Origin of the sequence: Cupriavidus sp. MP-37, from assembly GCF_020618415.1 — a bacterium.
Taxonomy (GTDB): Bacteria; Pseudomonadota; Gammaproteobacteria; order Burkholderiales; family Burkholderiaceae; genus Cupriavidus.
The window spans coordinates 350,553-372,672 of record NZ_CP085344.1 but is presented as its reverse complement, the minus strand read 5'-3'; the positions used below and the strand labels follow the sequence as shown (position 1 = coordinate 372,672).

At 68.0% G+C, this 22,120-nt stretch carries 16 protein-coding genes; 3 read left to right on the top strand and 13 right to left on the bottom strand.

The annotated features are described in order from the left end of the window. Positions 1-19: 19 nt before the first annotated feature. Together LIN44_RS01715 and LIN44_RS01710 are read left to right on the top strand one after the other, a co-directional pair. Positions 20-493 carry an OsmC family protein gene (locus tag LIN44_RS01715; RefSeq protein ID WP_227313286.1) on the top strand — a complete coding sequence of 158 codons (474 nt, stop codon included), beginning with the start codon at positions 20-22 and terminating at the stop codon, positions 491-493. 19 nt (positions 494-512) lie between these two features. Beyond that, positions 513-1,361, top strand: a complete 849-nt coding sequence (locus LIN44_RS01710; RefSeq protein WP_227313285.1) for an alpha/beta hydrolase — start codon at positions 513-515, stop codon at positions 1,359-1,361. Between the two features lie 18 nt (positions 1,362-1,379). Here the strand turns inward: LIN44_RS01710 and LIN44_RS01705 are convergent, their stop codons facing one another. The 9 genes from LIN44_RS01705 to LIN44_RS01665 all read right to left on the bottom strand — a co-directional run bounded on the left by LIN44_RS01705 (position 1,380) and on the right by LIN44_RS01665 (position 16,944). Continuing rightward, positions 1,380-2,495 carry a YbdK family carboxylate-amine ligase gene (locus LIN44_RS01705; protein WP_227313284.1) on the bottom strand — a complete coding sequence of 372 codons (1,116 nt, stop codon included), beginning with the start codon at positions 2,493-2,495 and terminating at the stop codon, positions 1,380-1,382. Then, complete coding sequence (locus LIN44_RS01700) at positions 2,495-3,721, bottom strand: cation:proton antiporter (RefSeq protein WP_227313283.1); 1,227 nt, start codon at positions 3,719-3,721, stop codon at positions 2,495-2,497. Before LIN44_RS01700 ends, LIN44_RS01705 begins: the two co-directional genes overlap by 1 nt. Positions 3,722-3,887: 166 nt before the next feature. After that, positions 3,888-5,870: a tetratricopeptide repeat protein gene (locus tag LIN44_RS01695; protein WP_227313282.1), complete on the bottom strand. Its 1,983-nt coding sequence runs from the start codon at positions 5,868-5,870 to the stop codon at positions 3,888-3,890. A gap of 151 nt (positions 5,871-6,021) precedes the next feature. After that, the gene (locus tag LIN44_RS01690; RefSeq protein WP_227313281.1) at positions 6,022-7,173 is read right to left on the bottom strand and encodes a branched-chain amino acid ABC transporter substrate-binding protein; all 1,152 of its coding nucleotides are present in this window, start codon (positions 7,171-7,173) and stop codon (positions 6,022-6,024) included. A 169-nt stretch (positions 7,174-7,342) separates the two neighbouring features. Continuing rightward, a complete protein-coding gene (gene putA, locus LIN44_RS01685; RefSeq protein ID WP_227313280.1) occupies positions 7,343-11,326 on the bottom strand; it encodes a trifunctional transcriptional regulator/proline dehydrogenase/L-glutamate gamma-semialdehyde dehydrogenase in 3,984 nt (1,327 codons plus the stop codon). A gap of 195 nt (positions 11,327-11,521) precedes the next feature. Next, on the bottom strand, positions 11,522-13,837 hold the full coding sequence (locus LIN44_RS01680) for a primosomal protein N' (RefSeq protein WP_227313279.1): 2,316 nt from the start codon (positions 13,835-13,837) through the stop codon (positions 11,522-11,524). Between the two features lie 523 nt (positions 13,838-14,360). Continuing rightward, positions 14,361-15,458, bottom strand: coding sequence for a uroporphyrinogen decarboxylase (gene hemE, locus LIN44_RS01675; RefSeq protein WP_227313278.1), 1,098 nt, complete (start codon positions 15,456-15,458; stop codon positions 14,361-14,363). 46 nt (positions 15,459-15,504) lie between these two features. After that, positions 15,505-16,455 carry an alpha/beta hydrolase gene (locus LIN44_RS01670; protein WP_227313277.1) on the bottom strand — a complete coding sequence of 317 codons (951 nt, stop codon included), beginning with the start codon at positions 16,453-16,455 and terminating at the stop codon, positions 15,505-15,507. 48 nt (positions 16,456-16,503) lie between these two features. After that, the gene (locus tag LIN44_RS01665) at positions 16,504-16,944 is read right to left on the bottom strand and encodes a CoA-binding protein (RefSeq protein ID WP_227313276.1); all 441 of its coding nucleotides are present in this window, start codon (positions 16,942-16,944) and stop codon (positions 16,504-16,506) included. Between the two features lie 76 nt (positions 16,945-17,020). Here LIN44_RS01665 and LIN44_RS01660 point away from each other — a divergent pair, with 76 nt between their 5' ends. Beyond that, a complete protein-coding gene (locus LIN44_RS01660) occupies positions 17,021-17,194 on the top strand; it encodes a hypothetical protein (RefSeq protein WP_227313275.1) in 174 nt (57 codons plus the stop codon). A 415-nt stretch (positions 17,195-17,609) separates the two neighbouring features. Here the strand turns inward: LIN44_RS01660 and LIN44_RS01655 are convergent, their stop codons facing one another. The 4 genes from LIN44_RS01655 to atpA form a co-directional block, all read right to left on the bottom strand. Next, the gene (locus tag LIN44_RS01655) at positions 17,610-18,026 is read right to left on the bottom strand and encodes a F0F1 ATP synthase subunit epsilon (protein ID WP_010811262.1); all 417 of its coding nucleotides are present in this window, start codon (positions 18,024-18,026) and stop codon (positions 17,610-17,612) included. A gap of 150 nt (positions 18,027-18,176) precedes the next feature. Beyond that, on the bottom strand, positions 18,177-19,580 hold the full coding sequence (atpD, locus tag LIN44_RS01650; RefSeq protein WP_012354278.1) for a F0F1 ATP synthase subunit beta: 1,404 nt from the start codon (positions 19,578-19,580) through the stop codon (positions 18,177-18,179). 33 nt (positions 19,581-19,613) lie between these two features. Further along, complete coding sequence (gene atpG / locus LIN44_RS01645; RefSeq protein ID WP_227313274.1) at positions 19,614-20,489, bottom strand: F0F1 ATP synthase subunit gamma; 876 nt, start codon at positions 20,487-20,489, stop codon at positions 19,614-19,616. A 74-nt stretch (positions 20,490-20,563) separates the two neighbouring features. Then, on the bottom strand, positions 20,564-22,105 hold the full coding sequence (gene atpA, locus LIN44_RS01640; RefSeq protein ID WP_018006200.1) for a F0F1 ATP synthase subunit alpha: 1,542 nt from the start codon (positions 22,103-22,105) through the stop codon (positions 20,564-20,566). Positions 22,106-22,120 lie beyond the last annotated feature (15 nt).

Genomic DNA, 22,120 nt, shown 5'->3' with positions numbered 1-22,120 from the left:
CAACCCTAGGAGTCCATGCATGTCCACCTACACCGCTGAAGTCCTGTGGCAACGAGACGGCCAGGATTTCGCCGGCAACCGCTACAGCCGCCGGCATCTGCTGCGCTTTGATGGCGGCGCCGAAGTGCCGGGCTCGTCGTCGCCGCACGTGGTGCCGCTGCCGATGTCCGATGCCAGCGCGATCGACCCGGAAGAAATGTTCATCGCTTCGCTGTCCAGCTGCCACATGCTGTGGTTCCTGTCGCTGGCGGCCAAGCAGCGCCTGGTGGTCGACCGCTACCTGGACGCCGCCACCGGCGTGATGGAAAAGAACGCCGACGGGCGCATGGCGATGACGGTGGTAACGCTGCGCCCGCAGGTCACGTTCGGCGGCGAGCGCGAACCCACGCGCGACCAGCTCGACGCGCTGCACCACGCCGCGCACGAGGCCTGCTTTATCGCCAACTCGGTCAGGACCGAAGTGCGCTGCGAACCGGTGTACGCCGGCGCCTAGCCGCCACGGACATACGGCCATGCGCGCCAGCGTGCCAGCCGCCGCCACCGCACCCTCGGCACCGCCACGCACGGCGCGGCCGCGCCTGTGGCGGTGGCTGGCAGCGGCCCTGGCGGGGCTAGCCGCAATCGCCATGCTGCAGGACCACTTCCTCTATTTCCCCGAACGCGCCGCGGTCGACGACATGGTCTCGCCCGGGCTGCGTGCGTGGCCGGATCCGGAGGATTTCCGCGGACTGGTGGCCGAGCCACGCGGGCCGGTGCGCGCCACCGCCATCGTGTTCCACGGCAACGCCGGACATGCCGGGCATCGCGACTATTACGCCAGCGCGCTGGCGCCGCTGGGCGTCCGCGTGATCCTGGCCGAGTATCCCGGGTACGGGCCGCGTGCGGGCACGCTGGGCGAGCGCAGCTTCGTCGCCGACGCGGAGCAGTCGATTGCGCTGGCGCGGCGCCAGTTCGACGGGCCGCTGCTGCTGATCGGGGAATCGCTGGGCGCCGGCGTGGCGGCAGCCGCGGCGGCGCGCCAGCGCGACAGCGTTGCCGGCGTGCTGCTGATCACGCCGTGGGACAAGCTGGCCCACCTGGCCTCGCACCACTATCCGTGGCTGCCGGCAGGCTGGGTGCTGCGCGACCGCTACGACAGCGTCGCCAACCTGGCGGGCTTCGGCCGCCCGGTGATGGTGGCGGTGGCCGAACGCGACACCATCGTGCCGGCGCGCTTCGGCGAGGCGCTGCATGCGTCGCTGGGCGAACCGCGGCGGCTGGCGGTGATCGAGGGGGCCGGCCACAACGACTGGACCGCGCACGTCGACGCGGGCTGGTGGCGCGACGCGCTGGCCTTCCTGCTGCCGCGACAGCAGCGCTGACGGCTGTCCGACGCGACTTTACGTGGCCCAGCGATCGCAGGCCTTGCGCACGGTTTCGCGCTGGCTGCGCGCTTCCGCGTCGACCTGGCGCAGCCAGCGGGCATCGCCGTCGCGGCGCTCGGCCAGTGCACGGATATTGGCCAGCGCCTCGAGCGAACCGAGCGCCTCGGCATGCGGCACCAGCGCGTCGCAGATCGACAGGATGTGGTCCGCGATCGGCATGCGGGTCAGTTCGTTGGGGTGCACGTATTCGCCTTCCAGCCCGAAGCGGCACGCCTGGAAGCGGTTGAAGGTGTACACCAGGTAGTCGTCTTCCTGCGGCATGAACGGGCGCGACAGCAGCAGGTAGCGCGCCAGCATCTGGATATACGCGGCGATATCGCAGGCGCGCTGCACCGTCAGCGGCGTGTCCATCACGCGGACCTCGATGGTGCCGAACTCCGGCTTGGGACGGATATCCCAGTAAAAGTCCTTCATGCTTTCGATCACGCCGGTATTGCGCATCTTGTCGAAGTACGCGGTGAAGGCATCCCAGGTCAGCAGGAACGGCGCGCGCCCGCTCATCGGAAACGCCGCGACCGAATTCAGCCGCGCCGAGGCAAAGCCGGTATCGACCCCCTGCACATAAGGCGAGGACGCCGCCAGCGCGACGAAGTGCGGCACATAGCGGCCGATGGCATGGAGCAGGAACAGCGATTCGTCGGCGCTGGGGCAGCCGATGTGCACGTGCTGGCCGAACACGGTGAACTGCTTGGCCAGGTAGCCGTACAGTTCGGAGATGTACTGGTAGCGCGGCGAATCGGAGATGGTGCGGTCGGACCATTGCTGGAACGGATGCGTGCCGCCGCCGGCAATGCCCAGGTTCAGCGGGTGCGACGCCGCCACCATCAGGTCGCGCATCACGGTCAGCTCCTGCAGCGCCTGCTGGTAGCTGTGGCAGATGCCGGTGCTGATCTCGATCATCGACGGGCTGATCTCGGGCTTGATGTCGCCGGCATGCTCGGCGCCCTTGAGCGCGCGCAGCAGGTCGGGCGCAAACGGCGCCAGGTCATAGTCATGCCGGTTGACCAGCTGCAGCTCCAGCTCGACGCCGAAGGTCAGCGCCTCGGATTGCTTGAACGGTTCGAGCGACATCAGCGCCCTCCTCCATTGGCCCGGATATCGACGCGGACTTCGCCTGCGTAGCGCAGCGCCCAGGCCGCGATCACGGGACCGAAAAGTTGTTCGATGGCCAGCGCGCACAGGATGATGGCGGCCAGCGGCTGCCCGGTGCCGGGGTAGAGGCGCGCGACGTCATGCATCAGCAGGTAGGCCAGGCCCGACATCGGCGCCAGTGCCAGCCCCAGCGCCATGCACTGGCGCAGGCTCAGTCCCGAGAACGAACCCAGCGAGACCACCCCGGCCAGCTTGGCCACATGGCGCAGCAGCACCAGCGCGATGGCGTAGACGCCGCCCACGGCCCAGTCCTGCGCCGTCAGCGGCAGGCCCAGCGACACCACCATGACGATGATCAGCAGGCTGCCGGCGCTGCCGAAATGCGGCGGCCACACGTGCGGCTGGTTGTCCTGGTGCTTGAACACCACGCCGGCGAGCATCAGCGTCAGCGGCATCGACAATTTTAGTACCCGGGTCAGCGCCAGCGTGAACAGCACCAGGCCCACCAGCACCAGGAAGCTGTAGTGGTCGTCGGCCGACATGCGGTCGTAGATGGCATGGCCGAGCTTGCCCACCACCCAGGCCAGCAGGCACGAGCCCACCAGCAGGTACAGCGGATGCAGCAGCGCCGCGCCCAGGTTGCCGTATTCCGAATGCAGCCAGCCGGTGGCGACCTGCACGATGGCGGCGGCGTAGATGCTGTTGAGCGCGGCCATGGCCAGCAGCCGCTCGGTGACCTGGCCGTCGGCGCGCAGTTCGTTCTTGAGCTGCAGCACGATGGTGGGCGAGGTGCTGACCGCGATGCCGCCGGCCAGGATGGCCACGCCGGGCGAGGCGCCGATCCACTGCAGCACCGCCGCCACCAGCCCCCAGGTCAGCAGGCTTTCAAAGGCACTGGTCAGCAGCAGCCAGCGGTTGGCACGCAGCCAGGTCAGCGACAGCCGGTGGCCGAGTTCGAACAAGGCCAGCGCCAGCGCCATATCGATCAGGATACGGGTCTGGTTGATCATGTTCTCGTCGACGATGCCGCGGCCCAGCATGCCGGCGCACAGCCCCGCCGCGGCGTAGCCGACGATGCGCGGGCAGCGCAGCCAGCGCCGGCTCAACTCGCCCGCCAGGCCGGCGCCGACCAGGGCCAGCCCGACCCAGAAGAGGCCGCCGGGCGCGAGCGGGAGGCTAGGAAAAAGTTGGCTCAGTCCATTCATGGCGACATGGTAATGTAAGCACTTCACAATCCATGTCAGTGATTGTCCGACACCGCACCAAACGCGCGCCTTATTTCGGTCATCTTCACGTAAAAAACGCCATCTGCGGATGGCGTTTTTTACATACCTTACATCTTCAGCCGTTTCGCGAGCTGCGGGAGACGTTTCAGACGCCCCACACCTTCCACACCGGGCGGGTGGCCTTCAATGCTGCCTCGACCTGCCCGTACAGGGTGCGTGTGGCGCCCTGCGCGGCCCCGCGGGCACGCGCCTTGTCGAAGTAGCCGAGCGCGGCTTCGCGCTGGCCCTGCCCGAGTGCCGACTGGACCGCGCGCAGATACACTTCGGCGTCCCAGTCGTCATGCGCGGCGAAGGCCGCGACGAAGTCCGCCAGCGCCGCGTCGTGGCGGTGCGCGGCGTTGTGCACCAGGCCGCGCTGCACACGTGGGCCGGCCTGGTCCTGAGGATCGCCCTCGGTCAGCGCCACCGCCTGCTCGAACAGCGGCAGCGCGCGCTCGGGCTCGCCCAGGTCGCGCCAGACCTGGCCGAAACGGTTGTACAGCCACGCATCCTCGACCAGCAGCGCGCGCCGCTGCTGGGTCTCGATCTCCGCCAGCGCATCGGTGCGGTCGTGTTCGTCCATGCCCGCCATGCGGGCCTGCAGCAGCGCGGCATAGTGCGCGCGCGCATGCGCCATCGGATGCGCGGCCTCGCTGCGGGCTTCCACCGGCAGCGCGTCCAGGCGCGCATCCATGTGCGCCATCGCGGCGCGCGCGGCCTCGGTCGGCTCGGCGCCGCCGATGGCCTTCCAGGCGGCGATCATGCGGCTGAAGGCCCAGGTCACGTCGGCCGGATTGCGCTCGAGCGGGTAGCGGTTGAGCACCTCGCCCGCCAGCTCCGCCACCTGCTGGTGCCGGCCCGCATCGGCGTGGCAATCGAGCAGGTCGATCCAGTGCTCGATGAACTCGCTGGCGGCCATGCCCTGCCGGTGCAGCGCGATGCGCTCGTCGGCATGCGCGGCGTCGGCCGGCAGGCTGCGCGCCAGCAGCCGGCACAGCAGCGAATAGACATGGGGGTCGGCATTGCCGCCATGGCCGGCGGCATCGCCCTGGCCGCTGGCAAAGTACTGGTCGAAGCGCGCCACCCCCGCGCGCCCGGCCTGCACCAGCACCGGACGCAGCGCGGCCTCGGCGGCCGGCACGTCATCGATGAACTCACCCAGCGCCATCGCGGCGCGGTAGTAGCCGGCGCCGTCGTCGCACTGGTCGGTCAGGGTAAAGCGCAGCCACGGTTCGCGCTCGGCGGCGGCGGTGCCCGCGGTGCCCGCATTGCCGGCCTCGCGCTGCGCCAGCTGGTAGCGCCAGGCCAGTTCGCGTACCTGGCTCTGCGGGTCCGGAACCTGGCGCAGGTAGACGCCGAGGTCTTCGAGCGCACCTTGCAGGTCACCGACGCCATGGCGCAGCGGCGCGCGCAGCCGGCGCGCCTCGGGGTGGTCCGGGTGCTCGGCGAGCACGCGCGCGGCCTGGTCAGCGGCGACGGCATCGCCGGCCGCGGCGTCGAGCTGCAGCAGGTGCGGGTTGTCCAGCGCGACCCGGCCCAGGCAGACGCGCATCAGCGGCTCCGCCGGCACGCCGGCGGCCTCGGTGCGGGCGATGTAGTCCGACACCAGCGGCGCGATATCGTCGGCGCCCAGGTCCGGGTTGCGCACCATCAGGTCGTACCAGTAGCGCGCCGCGGCTGCCATGTCGCCCAGCCGCAGCGCCGCCAGGCCGGCGTGGAAATGCGCGGCCCATTCGCCGGTCAGCAGGCCGCTGCGCTGCGCCGCCTCATGCAGCCACGGGCGGGCCTCGGCATCGCGCCCCAGGCTCATCAGCATGGCGCCGTAGCGGTGCGCGATCACGCCGCGCGAGACCCAGCGGTGCGGCGGCTGCAGCGGCAGCGTATCGAGCCGCGCCAGCGCCTCGTCCAGCACCGCCAGCGCGGCGTTGGCGTCGCCATTGTCAAAGTGCAGCCGCGCCCGCAGCGTGACGAAATCCACCACCTCGGGACGCGCCAGCGACAACTGGTCGGCAATCTGCAGCGCTTCGGCGAAGCGCCCCTGGTTGGCTAGCCCGATGGCGTGGTCGTAGCTGGCTTCCTGCTCGGACACGTACTGCTCCTATGGATTGAAAAAGTGCGAGTGCGGGATTATGCGCCAATGGCGGCGATCGGGATTTGGTTTAGCCACCCGCCCCGCGGCGCCAAAAGAAAAACGCCGCCCGCAGGCAGCGTTCTCCCGTCAGCCTGGCGCGGCTGGCAGCTTACTTCCCGCCCACCGTCTCCAGCACCGTCCACTTGCCGCCCACGACCTTGTAGACCGTGATGCCGCCGTCCTTCAGGTCGCCGCGCGCGTCATACGCCAGCGTCTTGGTGGTCACGCCCTGCATGTTGGTCGCGGCCAGCACCGGCAGGTAGCGCGCCGGGTCGGTCGAGCCGGCCTTGACCATGGCGGTCATCATCGCGGTGGCGCCGTCATAGGCGTACGGCGAGTAGGTCTGGACCTTCGAGCCGAAGCGCTTCTCGTACTTCTTCTCGTACGCGGCGCCGCCGGGCATCTGGTCCAGCGGCAGGCCGGCCAGCGACACCACGGTGCCTTCCGCGGCCGGGCCGGCCAGCTTCAGGAAGTTGTCGGTCTTGGACATTTCGCCCGACACCAGCGGAGCCTTGATGCCCAGCTCCTTGACCTGCTTGGCCATCGGCGCGGACTGGGTCTCGGCGCCGCCGTAGAAGATGATGTCCGGGTTGCTGCGCTTGATGTTGGTCAGCACGGCCTTGAAGTCCACCGCCTTGTCGTTGGTGAACTCGCGGCGCACGATCTTGCCGCCGGCGGCCTTGGCGGCCTTTTCGAACTCGTCGGCCAGGCCCTGGCCGTAGGCGGTGCGGTCATCGACGATGGCGATGTTCTTCGCGCCCAGCTTCTTCACCACGAAGGCGCCGATCACCGAACCCTGCTGGGTGTCGGAGGTCATCATGCGGAAGGTGGTCTTGAAGCCTTGCTTGGTGTATTCCGGCGCCGTCGCCATGGCGATCTGCGGAATCCCCGCACGGTTGTAGACCATCGACGCCGGGATGGTGGTGCCCGAGTTGAAGTGGCCCAGCATGCCCTGGATGCCGTTGTCGACCAGCTTCTGCGCCACCACCGAACCGGTCTTGGGATCGGCCTGGTCGTCTTCGGATACCAGCACGAACTTGACTTCCTTGCCGCCGATCTTGGGCTTGGTGGCGTTCATGTCCTCGATCGCGAGGATGATGCCGTTCTGCATGTCCTTGCCGTACTGGGCCTGGCCGCCGGTCATCGGGCCGGCGTAGCCCAGCTTGATTTCCTGCGCCTGCGCGAACGCGGCGGAGGCGGCGGTCAGGCCGGCCAGGGTCAGGGCAACGGTCATTGCCGTCTTGTGGAAAGTCGAGCTCATCAGATCTCCTTGGGTCCCAAATGGTGCCGATGTGGTGCCGATGTGGTGCTGTTACCGGCAGTTGTATTGCGGCGCGGCCTGGCAGTGCCGCGCCGTGCTTTCTCTGCGCAGCGGGACGGGATCGCCGCCACCGCCGCGCGCTTCGACATGACGCCGTCCGAGGGTTGCCTCAGCCGATCGTCATCAAACTGGCATTGCCGCCCGCGGCCGCGGTGTTGACCGAGAGCGAGCGCTCGATCAGCAGGCGGTCGAGCGCAATGTTCCGTTCCCCCTGCGCCAGGCCCTGCACGCCGATGATCGGACCGGGGCGCGCCGCCACCTGCTCGCACACCGTGCGCAGCTGGTCCGAATCGCCGTGGTGCAGCACCGCATCGATTGCCGTGTCCGCCGCGGTCCAGTCGGCCACCATGCGGACGCGCGATTGTACGCCCTTAGGCAGGCGCGCAAACAGCCCCTGGCCGACAGGGTTTTCCGGCCATACCGCCTCGGCGCCGACGGTCAGCACGGCGCCCAGTTGCAGCGCCAGGTCGGCCTCCTGCGTGGCCAGGCACAGCACCCGCTCGCGCGCCAGCAGGGTGTAGGTGTTGCGCTCGCCGGTGGGGCCCGCCAGCGTCACCGCCAGGCCCGAGGCCGAGGCCTCGGCGAAGCGCTCGCAGGCGGCCGCCACCTCGGGCAGCTCGCGGCGTGCCCACTCGCGGAAGGCCTCGGTGGCGCGCACGGCTTCGTCGTCCGGCCCCACCGTCTGGGCACCGCCGGCGCCGGCATTGACGTCGGCCGCGCGCACGCTGCGCGCCACCGCGTCCTGCGGACAGACCGACAGCAGCCGGTGCAGGTAGAGCGGGCCGCCCGCCTTGGGACCGGTGCCCGACAGCGCCTCGCCGCCGAACGGCTGCACCCCCACCACCGCGCCGACGATATTGCGGTTCACATACAGGTTGCCCACCCGGGCCCGGCTGACGATGAACGAGATGGTCTCGTCGATGCGGGTATGGATGCCCAGCGTCAGGCCATAGCCGGTGCCGTTGATCTGGCTGACCATGGTGTCGAGCGCCGCGCGCGGGAAACGCACCACGTGCAGCACCGGGCCGAAGACCTCGCGCTTGAGTTCCTCGATGCTGTCCAGTTCGATCAGCGTCGGCGGCACGAAGGTGCCGTGGCGGCAGCTGGCGCCCTGCGCGGCGTTGGGATCGGCCTGGTGGACGCGGCGGCCCTTGGCGCGCATCGCATCGATATGGCGCACGATGCCGGCGCGCGCCTCTTCGTCGATCACCGGGCCGACGTCGGTCGACAGGCGGTCCGGGTTGCCCATGCTCAGTTCCTGCATCGCGCCCTTGAGCATTTCCAGCACGCGCTCGGCCACGTCCTCCTGCAGGCACAGCACGCGCAGCGCCGAGCAGCGCTGGCCGGCCGAGTCGAAGGCGGAGTTGACCACGTCGCCGACCACCTGCTCGGCTAGCGCCGACGAGTCGACGATCATCGCGTTCTGGCCGCCGGTTTCGGCGATCAGCGGAATCGGGCGGCCGGCGGCGTCGAGGCGGCCGGCGACATTGCGCTGCAGGATGCGCGCGACCTCGGTCGAGCCGGTGAACATCACGCCCTTGACGCGGGCATCGCCCACCAGCGCGGCGCCGACGGTCTCGCCGCGGCCCGGCAGCAATTGCACCGCGCCGGCCGGCACGCCGGCCTCGCGCAGCAGTTTCACCGCGGCGGCGGCGATCAGCGGGGTCTGCTCGGCGGGCTTGGCCAGCACCGGGTTGCCCGCCGCCAGCGCGGCCGCCACCTGGCCGGTGAAGATCGCCAGCGGGAAATTCCACGGGCTGATGCAGACCACCGGGCCCAGCGGGCGATGGGTCTCGTTGTCGAAGCCGCGGCGCACCTCGGCGGCGTAGTAGCGCAGGAAGTCCACCGCCTCGCGCACTTCGGCGATGGCATTGGAGAAGGTCTTGCCGGCTTCGCGCATGATGATGCCCATCAGCGACTGCATCTGGGCTTCCATCAGGTCGGCGGCGCGCTCCAGCGCGGCGGCGCGCACGTCCGGCGGCGTTGCCTGCCAGATCGGCGCGGCATTGACGGCGGCCTGCAGCGCGGCGTCGACGTCGGCCTGGCTGGCTTCGGTGACATGGCCCACCACGTCGCGGTGGTCGGCCGGATTCAGCACCGGGGTGGTGACCGCATCGGCGCCACGCGCCACCTCGGCGCCCAACAGCGGCTCGGCGACCAGGCGCTCGCCGGTGCCGGCCAGCAGCGCCGACGACAGCGACGCCAGGCGATGCTCGTTGGCCAGGTCGATGCCGGCCGAATTGGGCCGGCTCTTGCCATACAGCGTGCGTGGCGACGGAATGCGCGGATGCGGCAGGCCCAGCACGCCTTCGTCGCGGTGCATGGCCTCGACCACGGCCACCGGATCGGCAACCAGCTCGTCGAGCGAGATGGTGTCGTCGGCGATGCGGTTGACGAAGGAAGTGTTGGCGCCGTTCTCCAGCAGCCGGCGCACCAGGTAGGCCAGCAGCGTTTCGTGCGTGCCGACCGGCGCGTAGATGCGGCACGGACGGTTGAACTTGCCGTCGGCGGTGGGGCCAACCACCTGGTCGTAGAGCGGCTCGCCCATGCCGTGCAGGCACTGGAACTCATACTGTCCCGGGTAGTAGCTGTGGCCGGCAATCTGGTAGATGGCCGACAGCGTGTGCGCGTTGTGCGTGGCGAACTGCGGGTAGATCGCGTCCGGCACCGACAGCAGCTTGCGCGCGCAGGCGATGTACGACACGTCGGTGTAGACCTTGCGCGTATAGACCGGATAGCCTTCCAGCCCTTCCACCTGGGCACGCTTGATCTCGCTGTCCCAGTAGGCGCCCTTGACCAGCCGGATCATCAGGCGGTGGCGGCTGCGGCGGGCCAGGTCGATCAGGTAGTCGATCACGAACGGGCAGCGCTTCTGGTAGCCCTGCACCACGAAGCCGATACCGTTCCAGCCGGCCAGCTCGGGCTCGAAGCACAGGCGCTCGAGCAGGTCCAGCGAGATCTCGAGGCGGTCGGCTTCCTCGGCATCGATATTGATGCCGATGTCGTACTGGCGCGCCAGCAGCGTCAGCGACTTCAGGCGCTCGTACAGCTCGCCCACCACGCGCTCGTGCTGCGCGCGGCTGTAGCGCGGGTGCAGCGCCGACAGCTTGATCGAGATGCCCGGGCCTTCGTAGATGCCGCGGCCGCGCGAGGCCTGGCCGATGGCGTGGATGGCCTGCTCGTACGACGCCAGGTAGCGCGCGGCATCGGCCTCGGTCATAGCCGCCTCGCCCAGCATGTCGTAGGAGTAGCGGAAGCCCTCGGCCTCGTAGCGGCGCGCGTTCGCCAGCGCCTCGGAAATGGTCTCGCCGGTGACGAACTGCTCGCCCATCAGCCGCATCGCCATGTCCACGCCCTTGCGGATCAGCGGCTCGCCGCCCTTGCCGATGATGCGCGTGAGCGCCTTGGTCAGGCCCGATTCGGTATGGGTGGCGACCAGCTTGCCGGTCAGCAGCAGGCCCCAGGTGGCGGCGTTGACGAACAGCGACGGGCTCTGGCCCAGGTGCGACTGCCAGTTGGCGCCGCTGATCTTGTCGCGGATCAGCGCGTCGCGCGTGGCCTTGTCGGGAATGCGCAGCAGCGCCTCGGCCAGGCACATCAGCGCCACGCCTTCCTGCGACGACAGCGAGAATTCCTGGATCAGCCCCTGCACCAGGCCCTCGCGCCCGGTGCCCACCTTCTGCTCGCGCAAGCGCGTGGCCAGTGCCTTGGCCATCTTGATCGCGGCCTCGGCCTGCTGTTGTGGCAGCCGCGCCTGCTCCAGCAGTACCGGCACGCAATCGGTTTCCGGACGGCGATAGGCCGAAGTGATGGCGGCGCGCAGCACCGACTGCGGCTGGATGCTCTGCGCAAATTCCAGGAAGGGCTGGGGCGCGCCGTCGCCATGCAGCGCTTCCGCGCCGTCGCTGCCCTCGCCCTCGGCACCGGCCGCGCCGGCTTCGTACGGCAGGTGGCCGCGCTCGATCTGCTCGAGGTAGCAGAAGATGGCCTGCTTGATCAGCCAGTGCGGGGTGCGGTCGATCGATTGGGCAACGCGCTTGAGGCGGTCGCGCGAGGCGTCGTCGAGCTTGACGCCAAGGGTGGTGGTGGCCATTGCGGGCAATTCTCCGAAAGACTGGAGCCGCCGCCGGTGCTACCTCGTCCGTGCCGACAGGCAGGGGCGCGCGACCGGCCGCAGCCTGTGAGCTGGCGCGATCATACTCCCGAAAATCACCAAGGTGCAACCTGGTGCAACCCTATCGAAAACCCTAATGCCAGGGTTGCACTTTTCATTCCCATCGCCGGCCCGCTAGATCCGCAACGGATCGATTTCCAGCTGCCAGCGCACCCCCTTCACCTCCGTGCCAACCTCTGCGAAAGTCTGTACCCACTCGGCGACAAAGCGTTGCAGCACGGGCCTTGCAGTGGCTTCCACCAGCATCTGGGCACGCTCCCGGTTGAACACGCGCACCATCGACATCGGCACCGGATCATGCAGTTGCACCTCGGGCGCCAGGGTGCAGTGCCCGGCATGCCGGCGCGCGGCTTCCAGGAACTGCAGCGCCCGCTCCAGCTGCCCGTGTTCCGCCGTCACCAGCACCTGGAAGCAGAACGGGGGCAACCCGGCCTGGCGCCGCTCGCGCAACTGGGTGGCCGCGAATCCATCATAGTCATGGCGCGTCAGGGCCTGCAATGCCGGGGTATCGGGATAGCGGGTCTGGATCAGCACCTCGCCCGGCAGCCCGGCCCGCCCTGCCCGCCCCGCCACCTGCATCAGCGACGCAAACAGGTGCTCGGCGGCGCGGAAGTCGTGGCTGAACATGGCCGCGTCCGGATGCACGATGCCGACCAGGGTCACGCGCTGGAAGTCATGCCCCTTGGCGACCATCTGCGTGCCTACCAGGATGTCGACCTCGCCCGCGTGGACCTCGTCGAACATGGCCTGCGCGCTGCCCTTGCGGCGTGTGGAATCGGCGTCGATGCGGGCAATGCGGGCCTGGGGGAAGCGCGCCGCCAGCGCTTCTTCGATGCGCTGGGTACCGCGTCCGAGCGGCGCGATATCGACGTTGCCGCAGTCCGGGCAGTGGTGCGGCACCGGCGCCTCGAGGCCGCAGTGGTGGCAGCGCAGGCGCCGTTCGGGCCGGTGCAGCACCAGGTACGCGGAGCAGCGCGGGCAGCCCGACAGCCAGCCGCAGCTATCACAGGCGATCACCGGCGCGTAGCCGCGGCGGTTCAGGAACAGCAGGCTCTGCTCGCCGCGCGCCAGGCGCGCGTCGATCGCCTCCAGCAGCGGCACGGACAGGCCTTCGAACAAGGCACGCTGGCGCTGGCGCTCGTGGTTCAGGTCGATCAGCCGCACTGCCGGCAGCGCCGCATCGGCCTGGGCGCGCTCGCGCAGCACCAGCTTGCGGTAGGCGCCCTGCCCGGCGCGCCACCAGGTTTCCATCGACGGCGTGGCCGAGCCCAGCACCACCGCAATGCCGCGCTGCTTGGCGCGCCACACGCCCAGGTCGCGCGCGGAGTAACGCAATCCTTCCTGCTGCTTGTAAGAGGTGTCGTGCTCCTCGTCGACCACGATCAGCGCCAGCGCCGGCAGCGACGCCATCACCGCCATGCGCGTGCCCAGCACGATGCGGGCCTCGCCGCGGTGCGCCGCCAGCCACTGCAGGCTGCGCTCCTGGTCGGCCAGGCCGCTGTGCAGCACCGCCAGCGGCAGCTGCGGGAAGCGCGCGGCAATGCGCGCCTGCAGCTGCGGGGTCAGGTTGATTTCCGGCACCAGCATCAGTACCTGGGCCCGCGGATCGCGCGCCAGCACCGCCTGCATCGCATGCAGGTAGACCTCGGTCTTGCCGCTGCCGGTCACGCCATGCAGCAGGAATGGGGCAAAGCCTTCGGCCTCGGCGATGGCCTGCACCGCGGCGCGCTGCTCGTCATGCAGCGGCGGCGCGGCCGATGGCGCCCGGGCGGGATCGGTTGGCAACAAGGTGCGCGCGGTGCGCCGGGCCTCGATCCAGCCGGCGGCCTGCCATTCGGCCAGGCGCGACGGTGCCGCGGCACAGAGCGCACGCGCCTGCGCCAGGGACAGCGGTTCGCCCGCGGCAGCGCCCTCGGCCAGCGCCTGGGCCAGGGCCCGCACGCTGCGGGCGCGGGGCGGCACGGCCGCCAGCAGGGTGTCGGCATGGCCCGGCAGCAGGCGGTATTCATCGGTGCGGGCACGCTGCGCCAGGTTGGGCCAGCTTTCCGCCTCGCGCAAGGCGGGCGGCAAGGCCGGCAACATCACTTCGCCAAGCCGGCGCTGATAGTAGCGTGCGGCAAAGTCTGCCAGCGCGATCCAGTCCGGCTGCAGGGGCGGCAGCCAGTCCAGCCGTTGCGCCACGGGGCGCAACTTATCCACAGGTACTTCCGAATCTTGCGCGAATTCGACCGCCACGCCGACCATGCTGCGGCGGCCGAACGGCACCACCACCAGGTCCCCGGGCGCGACATCGGCAATAGCAAGGTAGTCGAAGCAGTCGTCGGCGGGCGTGTCGAGCGCAACCCGGATCACCGGGGGCGCCGACGCTGTCGCCGTGGCGGACGATGGCGCCGCGGCGTCAGGAGGGAGCGTGCCGCTATCGGGCAGCATGCACGACTTGGAGGTGCTTCGCCATGGGGCAGCGGTCGGTCCACTGGCGACCTGCCCACCCATGGCGGAAGTTTGGTGTGCGGCGCAACATCAACTTAAAGTAAAACTTCAAATGTGGCCCTAAGTCGATGATAGATGACTGGTTTTCCACTAATTCCAGCGCCCCTGTGGATAACTTTGTTGAAAAGTCGCTTTGCATGGCCCGGAAGCCCCGAAAAACAAGGGATCCACTGGCATCGAGCCCTTCTTTGCAAATCTTCCAAAGCCTTAAAAATCAATGGCTTGCAAACATACCCCAGATAGGCTAAGGAGTAACCCTGTCCTGCACTGCGGCAAACCTATCGGTGTGCATAAGTCAAGTGCCGCCAGTCAACTCAGCGCACCTTTTTGGTGGGCGCTGGCGAAAAAGTTAACTTGACACGATACGCCCGCGCGGCTCGCGCAGCACTGGGTACGGGCGCGGCCGGGACGCTGCAGCGCGGGGCGGCACCGGGCCAGCCGGCCTGCGGGCATACCGCGGCCGTCACTTCCCTGCTGCGCGCAGCTGGCGGCTGTGCCGGTGCACTTCGTCGACCAGCACGGAAACGTTCTCCGGCGGGGTGAACTGCGAAATGCCGTGGCCAAGATTGAAGACATGGCCGTCGCTGCCGCCGCCGGCGGCATAGCTGTCGAGTACGCCACGCACCTGCTCGCGGATGGCGGCCTCGGGCGCAAACAGCACGGTCGGGTCGATATTGCCCTGCAGTGCCACGCGGCCGCCGGTGCGCCGGCGCGCCTCGGCCAGGTTGACGGTCCAGTCCAGACCGATGGCATCGGCGCCGGTGTCGGCCAGCGCTTCCAGCCACAGGCCGCCGCCCTTGGTGAAGACGATCGCCGGCACCTGCTGTCCGGCATGCTCGCGCTTCAGGCCGGCCAGCACGCGGCGCATGTAGGCCAGCGAGAACGCCTGGTACATGCCGTCGGCCAGCGCCCCGCCCCAGGTGTCGAAAATCATCACGGCCTGCGACCCCGCCTCGATCTGCGCGTTCAGGTACGCCGTGACCGCCTGCGCATTGATCTCGAGGATGCGGTGCATCAGGTCGGGGCGGCCGTACATCATCGCCTTGACCGTGCGGAAGTCGTCCGAGCCGCCGCCCTCGACCATGTAGCAAGCCAGCGTCCACGGGCTGCCCGAGAAGCCGATCAGCGGCACGCGCTGGCGGCCGTCCTGCACCAGTGCGCGGCGGATCTCGCGCACGGCGTCAAACACGTACTGCAGCGACGCCATGTCGGGCACGGCCAGCTTGTGCACGTCGGCCTCGGTGCGCAGCGGATGCGCGAAGCGCGGCCCTTCGCCCTGCGCGAACGACAGGCCCAGGCCCATCGCATCCGGCACCGTCAGGATGTCCGAGAAGAGGATGGCCGCGTCGAGCGGATAGCGGTCCAGCGGCTGCAGTGTCACTTCGGTGGCGTAGGCCGGGTTCTTGGCCAGCCCGAGGAAGCTGCCGGCGCGCGCGCGCGTGGCGTTGTACTCGGGCAGGTAGCGGCCTGCCTGGCGCATCAGCCACAGCGGCGTGTATTCGGTCGGCTGGCGGCGCAGCGCGCGCAGGAAAGTATCGTTCTGCAGTGCGGTCATGGTCATCCTCGTAAGACCGCCATTCTAAGGGATGGCCGCACGCGGATGCCGCTCAGAGGTCGTCGATCATCCCGGCGAACGCCGACGCGGCGCGGCGCATCCATTCCCGCGCGCGTTCGGCCTCGGGCTGCAGCCGCGCGAAGCCGTGGGTCATGCCGCTGGCCTCGATGGTGATGACCGGGGCATCGTGGCGCACCAGGAAGTCGGCATAGGCCAGGCCGTCGTCGCGCAGCACATCGTGCGCCGCCACCATCAGCACGGTCGCCGGCGGCCGCACCGGCGGCGCGGCCATCAGGTGCACGCGCGGATCGCGGTGGGCGGCGCCCTGCGCCAGCGCCTCGGCGCCGATGAACTGGGTCCAGAACCAGGCCATTTCGTCACGCGTCAGGCCGGGGCCGTCGGCGAAGGCGCGATAGCTTTCGGTGCTGAGCACCGGCGCCGCGACCGGATAGATCAGCAGCTGGGCATCGACCCGCACCGCGTCGCCGGCATTGAGTTGCTGCGCCGCCTGCGCCGCGAGGTGGCCGCCGGCGCTGTCGCCGGCCACCGCCAGGAAATCGGGGGCGAGATCCAGCGCCTGGCGCTGGCCGGCGAGCCAGACGACGGCGTCGGCGGCATCGTCGCAGGGCGCCGGGAAGGCGTGTTCGGGGGCGAGCCGGTAATCGACGCTGGCCACGGCACAGCCGGTATCCGCCGCCAGCAGGGCCGCGACGGTGTGGTGGGTCTGCGTCGAACCGATCACCCAGCCGCCGCCGTGGAAGTACACCAGCAGCCGCGGTGTGGCCACGCCGGGCGGGCGGAACAGCCGTGCCCCCAGCGTGCGTCCGGCCAGCGCCACGTCGAGCTGCTGCACGACCACGCCATCCGGATCCGGCCGCAACGAGGCGGCGGCAATCTCGGCGAAACGGGCGCGCTGTGCCGGGACGTCGGCAGGCACCGGCTCGGTGGCATAGCGTTCGGCCAGGCGGCGGTAGTAGGCGAGCAGTTGCGGATCGATGGCCATGGTCGGCGGCAGATGGGGAAATCGGGAGGAACGAGGAACCGCGGGGGATCAGGCCCCGCCAAGCTGGCGCGTCAGCTCGATCTTGCTGCAGCAGTCCTGCACCGCCAGCAGCCCCGCATCGGTGGCGTGGCGCACCGCCTGGTCGTTGACGATGCCAAGCTGCAGCCAGACCCCGCGCGCGCCGATGGCGATGGCTTCGTCGACCACACCGGGCGTGTCCTCGGCACGGCGGAAGATATCGACCCATTCGATCGGCGCGCCGGCCGCGGCGGCGGCATCGGCTGCCTCGCGCAGCGTGGCGTGGCAGGTCTCGCCCAGGATGCGTTGGCCGGCATGGCGCGGATTGACCGGCACGATGCGGAAGCCGTGGCCTTGCAGGAACTCGGCGACCTCATGGCTGGGCCGCTCCGGCCGGTCGGACAGGCCGACCACGGCGACAGTCTTCATCGCCAGCATGGCTGGTATGGCTTGCTGCATCTCAGGCGGCATGGCGTCTCCGGGGTATGGACGTGGGCAGGGGAATCGTAACCGCAATTGTCCCGCAGGATTTGGTGCGGAAACGAACATGGAAATCGCGGTTATAAAGATAATCGCGCAACACCTGGCGCCATCAAACGTGACGCGCACGCGCGAAAATATGCCGATCACGCCGGATTTTAAGCGCTCCGGCTTTCAACTTCTTTCAAAACGATACATTTTGTTACTGCCATGCCAGGGAGTTTCCCCCACAATGCATTGACACACCCGCTGTGCGGGCGTGGCGCCCCGGTGAAAATGGCAGTGCAGACTAAAGGGGCGTGCTGAAGAAAGCCTTTTTGTAGCGTTTCCGGCAGTAACCCGATTTTCCGATCCAGCGTCAAGCTTGCTGGACCGGAGCACCAGGAAGACCGTTGCAGCGCGTGGCCTTTGCGGCCTGTGAGTGGATATTTGGATATCCGGTGCGCCTTGCTTGTCGACCTGGACCGAACCCGTTCCTTCGAATTGACCCCTCGAAGGGATTTTCCCGTCCGCGCGGAGCCTCCCCGGCCCGCGCGCTTTTTTTTGCCCAGGGCGCGGCAAAAGCATAGCGCGGGCTCGTAAAAAAGGCAGCCTCGCGGCTGCCTTTTTTAAATGTCGCATCGAAAAAACAACAATGCGACGGTCCTGCCCGATGCTTACTTCTTCCGACGCAGACGCGCGATCGCTGCCAGTTGCGCGGCGGCCACGGCCAGTTCGCTCTGGGCACGCGCCAGGTCGAGGTCGCTGCTCTGGTTCTGCATCAGCTCCTCGGCGGCGCGCTTGGCTTCCTGGGCCTTGGCTTCGTCCAGGTCGCCACCGCGGATCGCGGTGTCGGCCAGCACGGTGACGTGCTTGGGTTGCACTTCGAGAATGCCGCCGGCAACGAACACGAACTCTTCGCTGCCGTCTTCCTTCTCGATGCGCACCGCACCCGGCTGGATGCGCGTGATCAGCGGCGTGTGGCCGGGCAGGATGCCCAGCTCACCCGACTCGCCCGGCAGCGCCACGAACTTCGCCTGGCCGGAGAAGATCGACGCTTCCGCGCTGACGACGTCTACAAGAATGGTTGCCATATCTGATCCTTTCTCCACTCACTTCGCTTCCGACGGCAAAAACGCCTTACGCGATTTACCGTCGCCCCCGCGAACGCGGGGGCCCAGTGACTTTGGAACGACGTTCAAAGACGCTGGGTTCCCGCTTCCGCGGGAACGACGAAACGACGCTTACTGGAGCTTCTTGGCCTTCTCGAAGGCTTCGTCGATCGAGCCGACCATGTAGAACGCCTGCTCGGGCAGGTGATCGCACTCGCCGTCGACCAGCATCTTGAAGCCGCGGATGGTTTCCTTCAGCGGCACGTACTTGCCCGGCGAACCCGTGAACACTTCGGCCACGTGGAACGGCTGCGACAGGAAACGCTGGATCTTGCGGGCTCGGGACACGGCCAGCTTGTCTTCCGGCGACAGTTCGTCCATGCCCAGAATCGCGATGATGTCGCGCAGTTCCTTGTAGCGCTGCAGGGTCTGCTGCACGCGGCGGGCCACTTCGTAGTGCTCGGTGCCGACCACCTGCGGGTCCAGCTGGCGCGAGGTCGAGTCGAGCGGATCGACGGCGGGGTAGATACCCAGCGCGGCGATGTCACGCGACAGCACCACGGTCGAGTCCAGGTGCAGGAAGGTGGTGGCGGGGGACGGGTCGGTCAAGTCATCCGCAGGCACGTACACGGCCTGGATCGAGGTGATCGAGCCGGTCTTGGTCGACGTAATGCGCTCCTGCAGCTTGCCCATTTCTTCGGCCAGCGTCGGCTGGTAGCCCACGGCGGAAGGCATACGGCCCAGCAGTGCCGACACTTCGGTACCGGCCAGGGTGTAGCGGTAGATGTTGTCGACGAAGAACAGGATGTCACGGCCTTCGTCGCGGAAGCGCTCGGCCATGGTCAGGCCGGTCAGCGCCACGCGCAGACGGTTGCCCGGCGGCTCGTTCATCTGGCCGAACACCATGGCCACCTTGTCGAGCACGTTCGAGTCCTTCATTTCGTGGTAGAAGTCGTTCCCTTCACGGGTACGCTCGCCCACGCCGGCAAACACCGACAGACCGCTGTGCTGCTTGGCGATGTTGTTGATGAGCTCCATCATGTTGACGGTCTTGCCCACGCCGGCGCCACCGAACAGGCCCACCTTGCCGCCCTTGGCGAACGGGCAGACCAGGTCGATCACCTTGATGCCGGTTTCGAGCAGGTCAACGGAAGGAGACAGTTCGTCGAACTTCGGTGCCTTCTGGTGAATCGCACGCAGCTCGTCCGAGGCGATCGGGCCGGCTTCGTCGATCGGGCGACCCAGCACGTCCATGATGCGGCCCAGGGTGCCGTGGCCAACCGGCACCGAAATCGGGGCGCCGGTGCTCTTCACTGCCATGCCGCGGCGCAGGCCGTCCGACGAGCCCAGGGCAATGGTACGCACCACGCCGTCGCCCAGCTGTTGCTGGACTTCGAAGGTCAGGCCCTTCTCGGCGAACGAGGCATCGCTGCTGTCTTCCAGCACGAGCGCGTCGTACACCTTCGGCATTGCGTCGCGGGGGAACTCGATGTCCACCACGGCGCCAATACACTGCACAATATTTCCGATACTCATTTCGTATCTCCGATAGCTTGAATTCGTGACGCCTTAGACCGCAGCTGCACCGCTGACGATTTCCGACAGTTCCTTGGTAATCGCGGCCTGACGGGTCTTGTTGTAGACCAGTTGCAGTTCGCCGATCACGTTCTTGGCGTTGTCGGACGCAGCCTTCATGGCCACCATGCGCGCCGATTGCTCGGACGCCATGTTCTCGGCCACGGCCTGGTACACCAGCGCCTCGACGTAGCGGACCAGCAGCTCTTCCACGACGGTCTGGGCGTCAGGCTCGTAGATGTAGTCCCACGAGTAGGCGCGCTTCTCTTCTTCGGTCTGCGACAGCTTGTCGGCGGCGAGCGGCAGCAGCTGCTCAACCATCGGTTCCTGCTTCATCGTGTTGATGAACTTGGTGTACGCCAGGTACACCGCGTCGACCTCACCATTGGTGAAGGCATCGAGCTGGACCTTGATCGCGCCGATCAGCTTTTCCAGATGCGGGGTGTCACCGAGGTGCACCACGTGCGAGATCACCTTGGCGCCGATACGGCCCAGGAACTGCATGCCCTTGGTGCCGATGGCGGTGGCTTGCACATCCACGCCACGGCCTTGCAGGGCCTTCAGCTCATTGGTCACCGAGCGCAACACGTTCGTGTTCAGGCCGCCGCACAGCCCCTTGTCGGTCGTGACCACGATCATGCCGACGCGCTTGACTTCGCGCTCCTGCATGAACGGATGCTTGAACTCGGGGTTGGCCGTAGCCAGGTGCGCCGCAATGTTGCGCACCTTCTCGGCATAGGGACGGGCATTGCGCATCCGTTCCTGCGCCTTGCGCATCTTGGATGCGGCGACCATCTCCATCGCCTTGGTGATCTTGCGCGTGTTCTGCACGCTCTTGATCTTGGTTCGAATCTCTTTCGTTCCGGCCATATCTTCCTCTCCATCCGAACCATCGCCGCGCCGGCGTGAGCCAGGCGCGGCGACGATGTCGTGGAATTACGCGGTTAGAACGCGGCGGACTTCTTGAAATCCTCGACAGCGGCACGCAGGGCGGCTTCATCTTCCTTCGAGAGCTGCTTGGTCTCTTCGATGCGGTTGATGAGGTCGGCGTACTTGGTCTTCAGGTGGTCGTGCAGGCCCTTCTCGAACGGCAGGATGTCCTTCACTTCCACGTTGTCGAGGAAGCCGTTGTTGGCGGCGAACAGCGAAGCCGACAGCTGCCACACTTGCAGCGGCTGGTATTGCGGCTGCTTCAGCAGTTCGGTCACGCGGCGGCCGCGCTCGAGCTGCTTGCGGGTGGCATCGTCCAGGTCCGAGGCGAACTGCGCGAACGCAGCCAGTTCACGGTACTGGGCCAGGTCGGTACGGATACCGCCGGACAGGTTCTTCACCACCTTGGTCTGCGCAGCACCACCGACGCGCGACACCGAGATACCGGCGTTGATGGCGGGGCGGATACCGGCGTTGAACAGGTCGGTTTCCAGGAAGATCTGGCCGTCCGTGATCGAGATCACGTTGGTCGGCACGAACGCGGACACGTCGCCGGCCTGCGTTTCGATCACCGGCAGCGCGGTCAGCGAACCGGTCTTGCCCTTGACGGCGCCGTTGGTGAACTTCTCGACGTAGTCGGCGTTCACGCGGGCGGCACGCTCGAGCAGGCGCGAGTGCAGGTAGAACACGTCGCCGGGGTAGGCTTCGCGGCCCGGCGGGCGGCGCAGCAGCAGCGACACCTGGCGGTAGGCCCAGGCTTGCTTGGTCAGGTCGTCATAGACGATCAGCGCGTCTTCGCCGCGGTCGCGGAAGTACTCGCCCATGGTGCAGCCGGCGTAGGCGGCCAGGTACTGCATGGCGGCCGAGTCCGAAGCGGCGGCGGCGACCACGACGGTGTATTCCATCGCGCCGTGCTCTTCCAGCTTGCGCACCACGTTGGCGATGGTCGAAGCCTTCTGGCCGATTGCCACGTAGACGCAGAAGACGCCCTTGCCCTTCTGGTTGATGATGGCGTCGACCGCGACGGCGGTCTTGCCGGTCTGGCGGTCGCCAATGATCAGCTCGCGCTGGCCACGGCCGATCGGCACCATCGCGTCGATCGACTTCAGGCCGGTCTGCACCGGCTGGCTCACCGACTGACGCGCGATCACGCCCGGGGCGACCTTCTCGATCACGTCCGTTTCCTTGGCGTTGATCGGGCCCTTGCCGTCGATCGGCTGGCCCAGCGTGTTGACCACGCGGCCCAGCAGTTCCTTGCCCACCGGCACTTCCAGAATGCGGCCGGTGCACTTGACCGTGTCGCCTTCGGAAATGTGTTCGTACTCGCCCAGCACCACGGCGCCGACCGAGTCGCGCTCGAGGTTCAGCGCGAGGCCGAAGGTGTTGCCGGGGAATTCCAGCATCTCGCCCTGCATCACGCCAGACAGGCCATGCACGCGGCAGATACCATCGGTCACGGAGATCACCGTGCCGGTGTTGCGCACTTCAGCTTCGGCGCCAAGGCCCGAGATGCGGGTCTTGATCAGCTCGCTGATTTCTGAGGGGTTCAGTTGCATCACAATGCTCCTAAT

Coding starts and splice junctions, on each gene's coding strand:
- LIN44_RS01715 (WP_227313286.1), top strand. CDS start 20: ATGTCCACCTACACCGCTGAAGTCCTGTGGCAACGAGACGGCCAGGAT.
- LIN44_RS01710 (WP_227313285.1), top strand. CDS start 513: ATGCGCGCCAGCGTGCCAGCCGCCGCCACCGCACCCTCGGCACCGCCA.
- LIN44_RS01705 (WP_227313284.1), bottom strand. CDS start 2,495: ATGTCGCTCGAACCGTTCAAGCAATCCGAGGCGCTGACCTTCGGCGTC.
- LIN44_RS01700 (WP_227313283.1), bottom strand. CDS start 3,721: ATGAATGGACTGAGCCAACTTTTTCCTAGCCTCCCGCTCGCGCCCGGC.
- LIN44_RS01690 (WP_227313281.1), bottom strand. CDS start 7,173: ATGAGCTCGACTTTCCACAAGACGGCAATGACCGTTGCCCTGACCCTG.
- putA (WP_227313280.1), bottom strand. CDS start 11,326: ATGGCCACCACCACCCTTGGCGTCAAGCTCGACGACGCCTCGCGCGAC.
- LIN44_RS01680 (WP_227313279.1), bottom strand. CDS start 13,837: ATGCTGCCCGATAGCGGCACGCTCCCTCCTGACGCCGCGGCGCCATCG.
- hemE (WP_227313278.1), bottom strand. CDS start 15,458: ATGACCATGACCGCACTGCAGAACGATACTTTCCTGCGCGCGCTGCGC.
- LIN44_RS01670 (WP_227313277.1), bottom strand. CDS start 16,455: ATGGCCATCGATCCGCAACTGCTCGCCTACTACCGCCGCCTGGCCGAA.
- LIN44_RS01665 (WP_227313276.1), bottom strand. CDS start 16,944: ATGCCGCCTGAGATGCAGCAAGCCATACCAGCCATGCTGGCGATGAAG.
- LIN44_RS01660 (WP_227313275.1), top strand. CDS start 17,021: ATGGAAATCGCGGTTATAAAGATAATCGCGCAACACCTGGCGCCATCA.
- LIN44_RS01655 (WP_010811262.1), bottom strand. CDS start 18,026: ATGGCAACCATTCTTGTAGACGTCGTCAGCGCGGAAGCGTCGATCTTC.
- atpD (WP_012354278.1), bottom strand. CDS start 19,580: ATGAGTATCGGAAATATTGTGCAGTGTATTGGCGCCGTGGTGGACATC.
- atpG (WP_227313274.1), bottom strand. CDS start 20,489: ATGGCCGGAACGAAAGAGATTCGAACCAAGATCAAGAGCGTGCAGAAC.
- atpA (WP_018006200.1), bottom strand. CDS start 22,105: ATGCAACTGAACCCCTCAGAAATCAGCGAGCTGATCAAGACCCGCATC.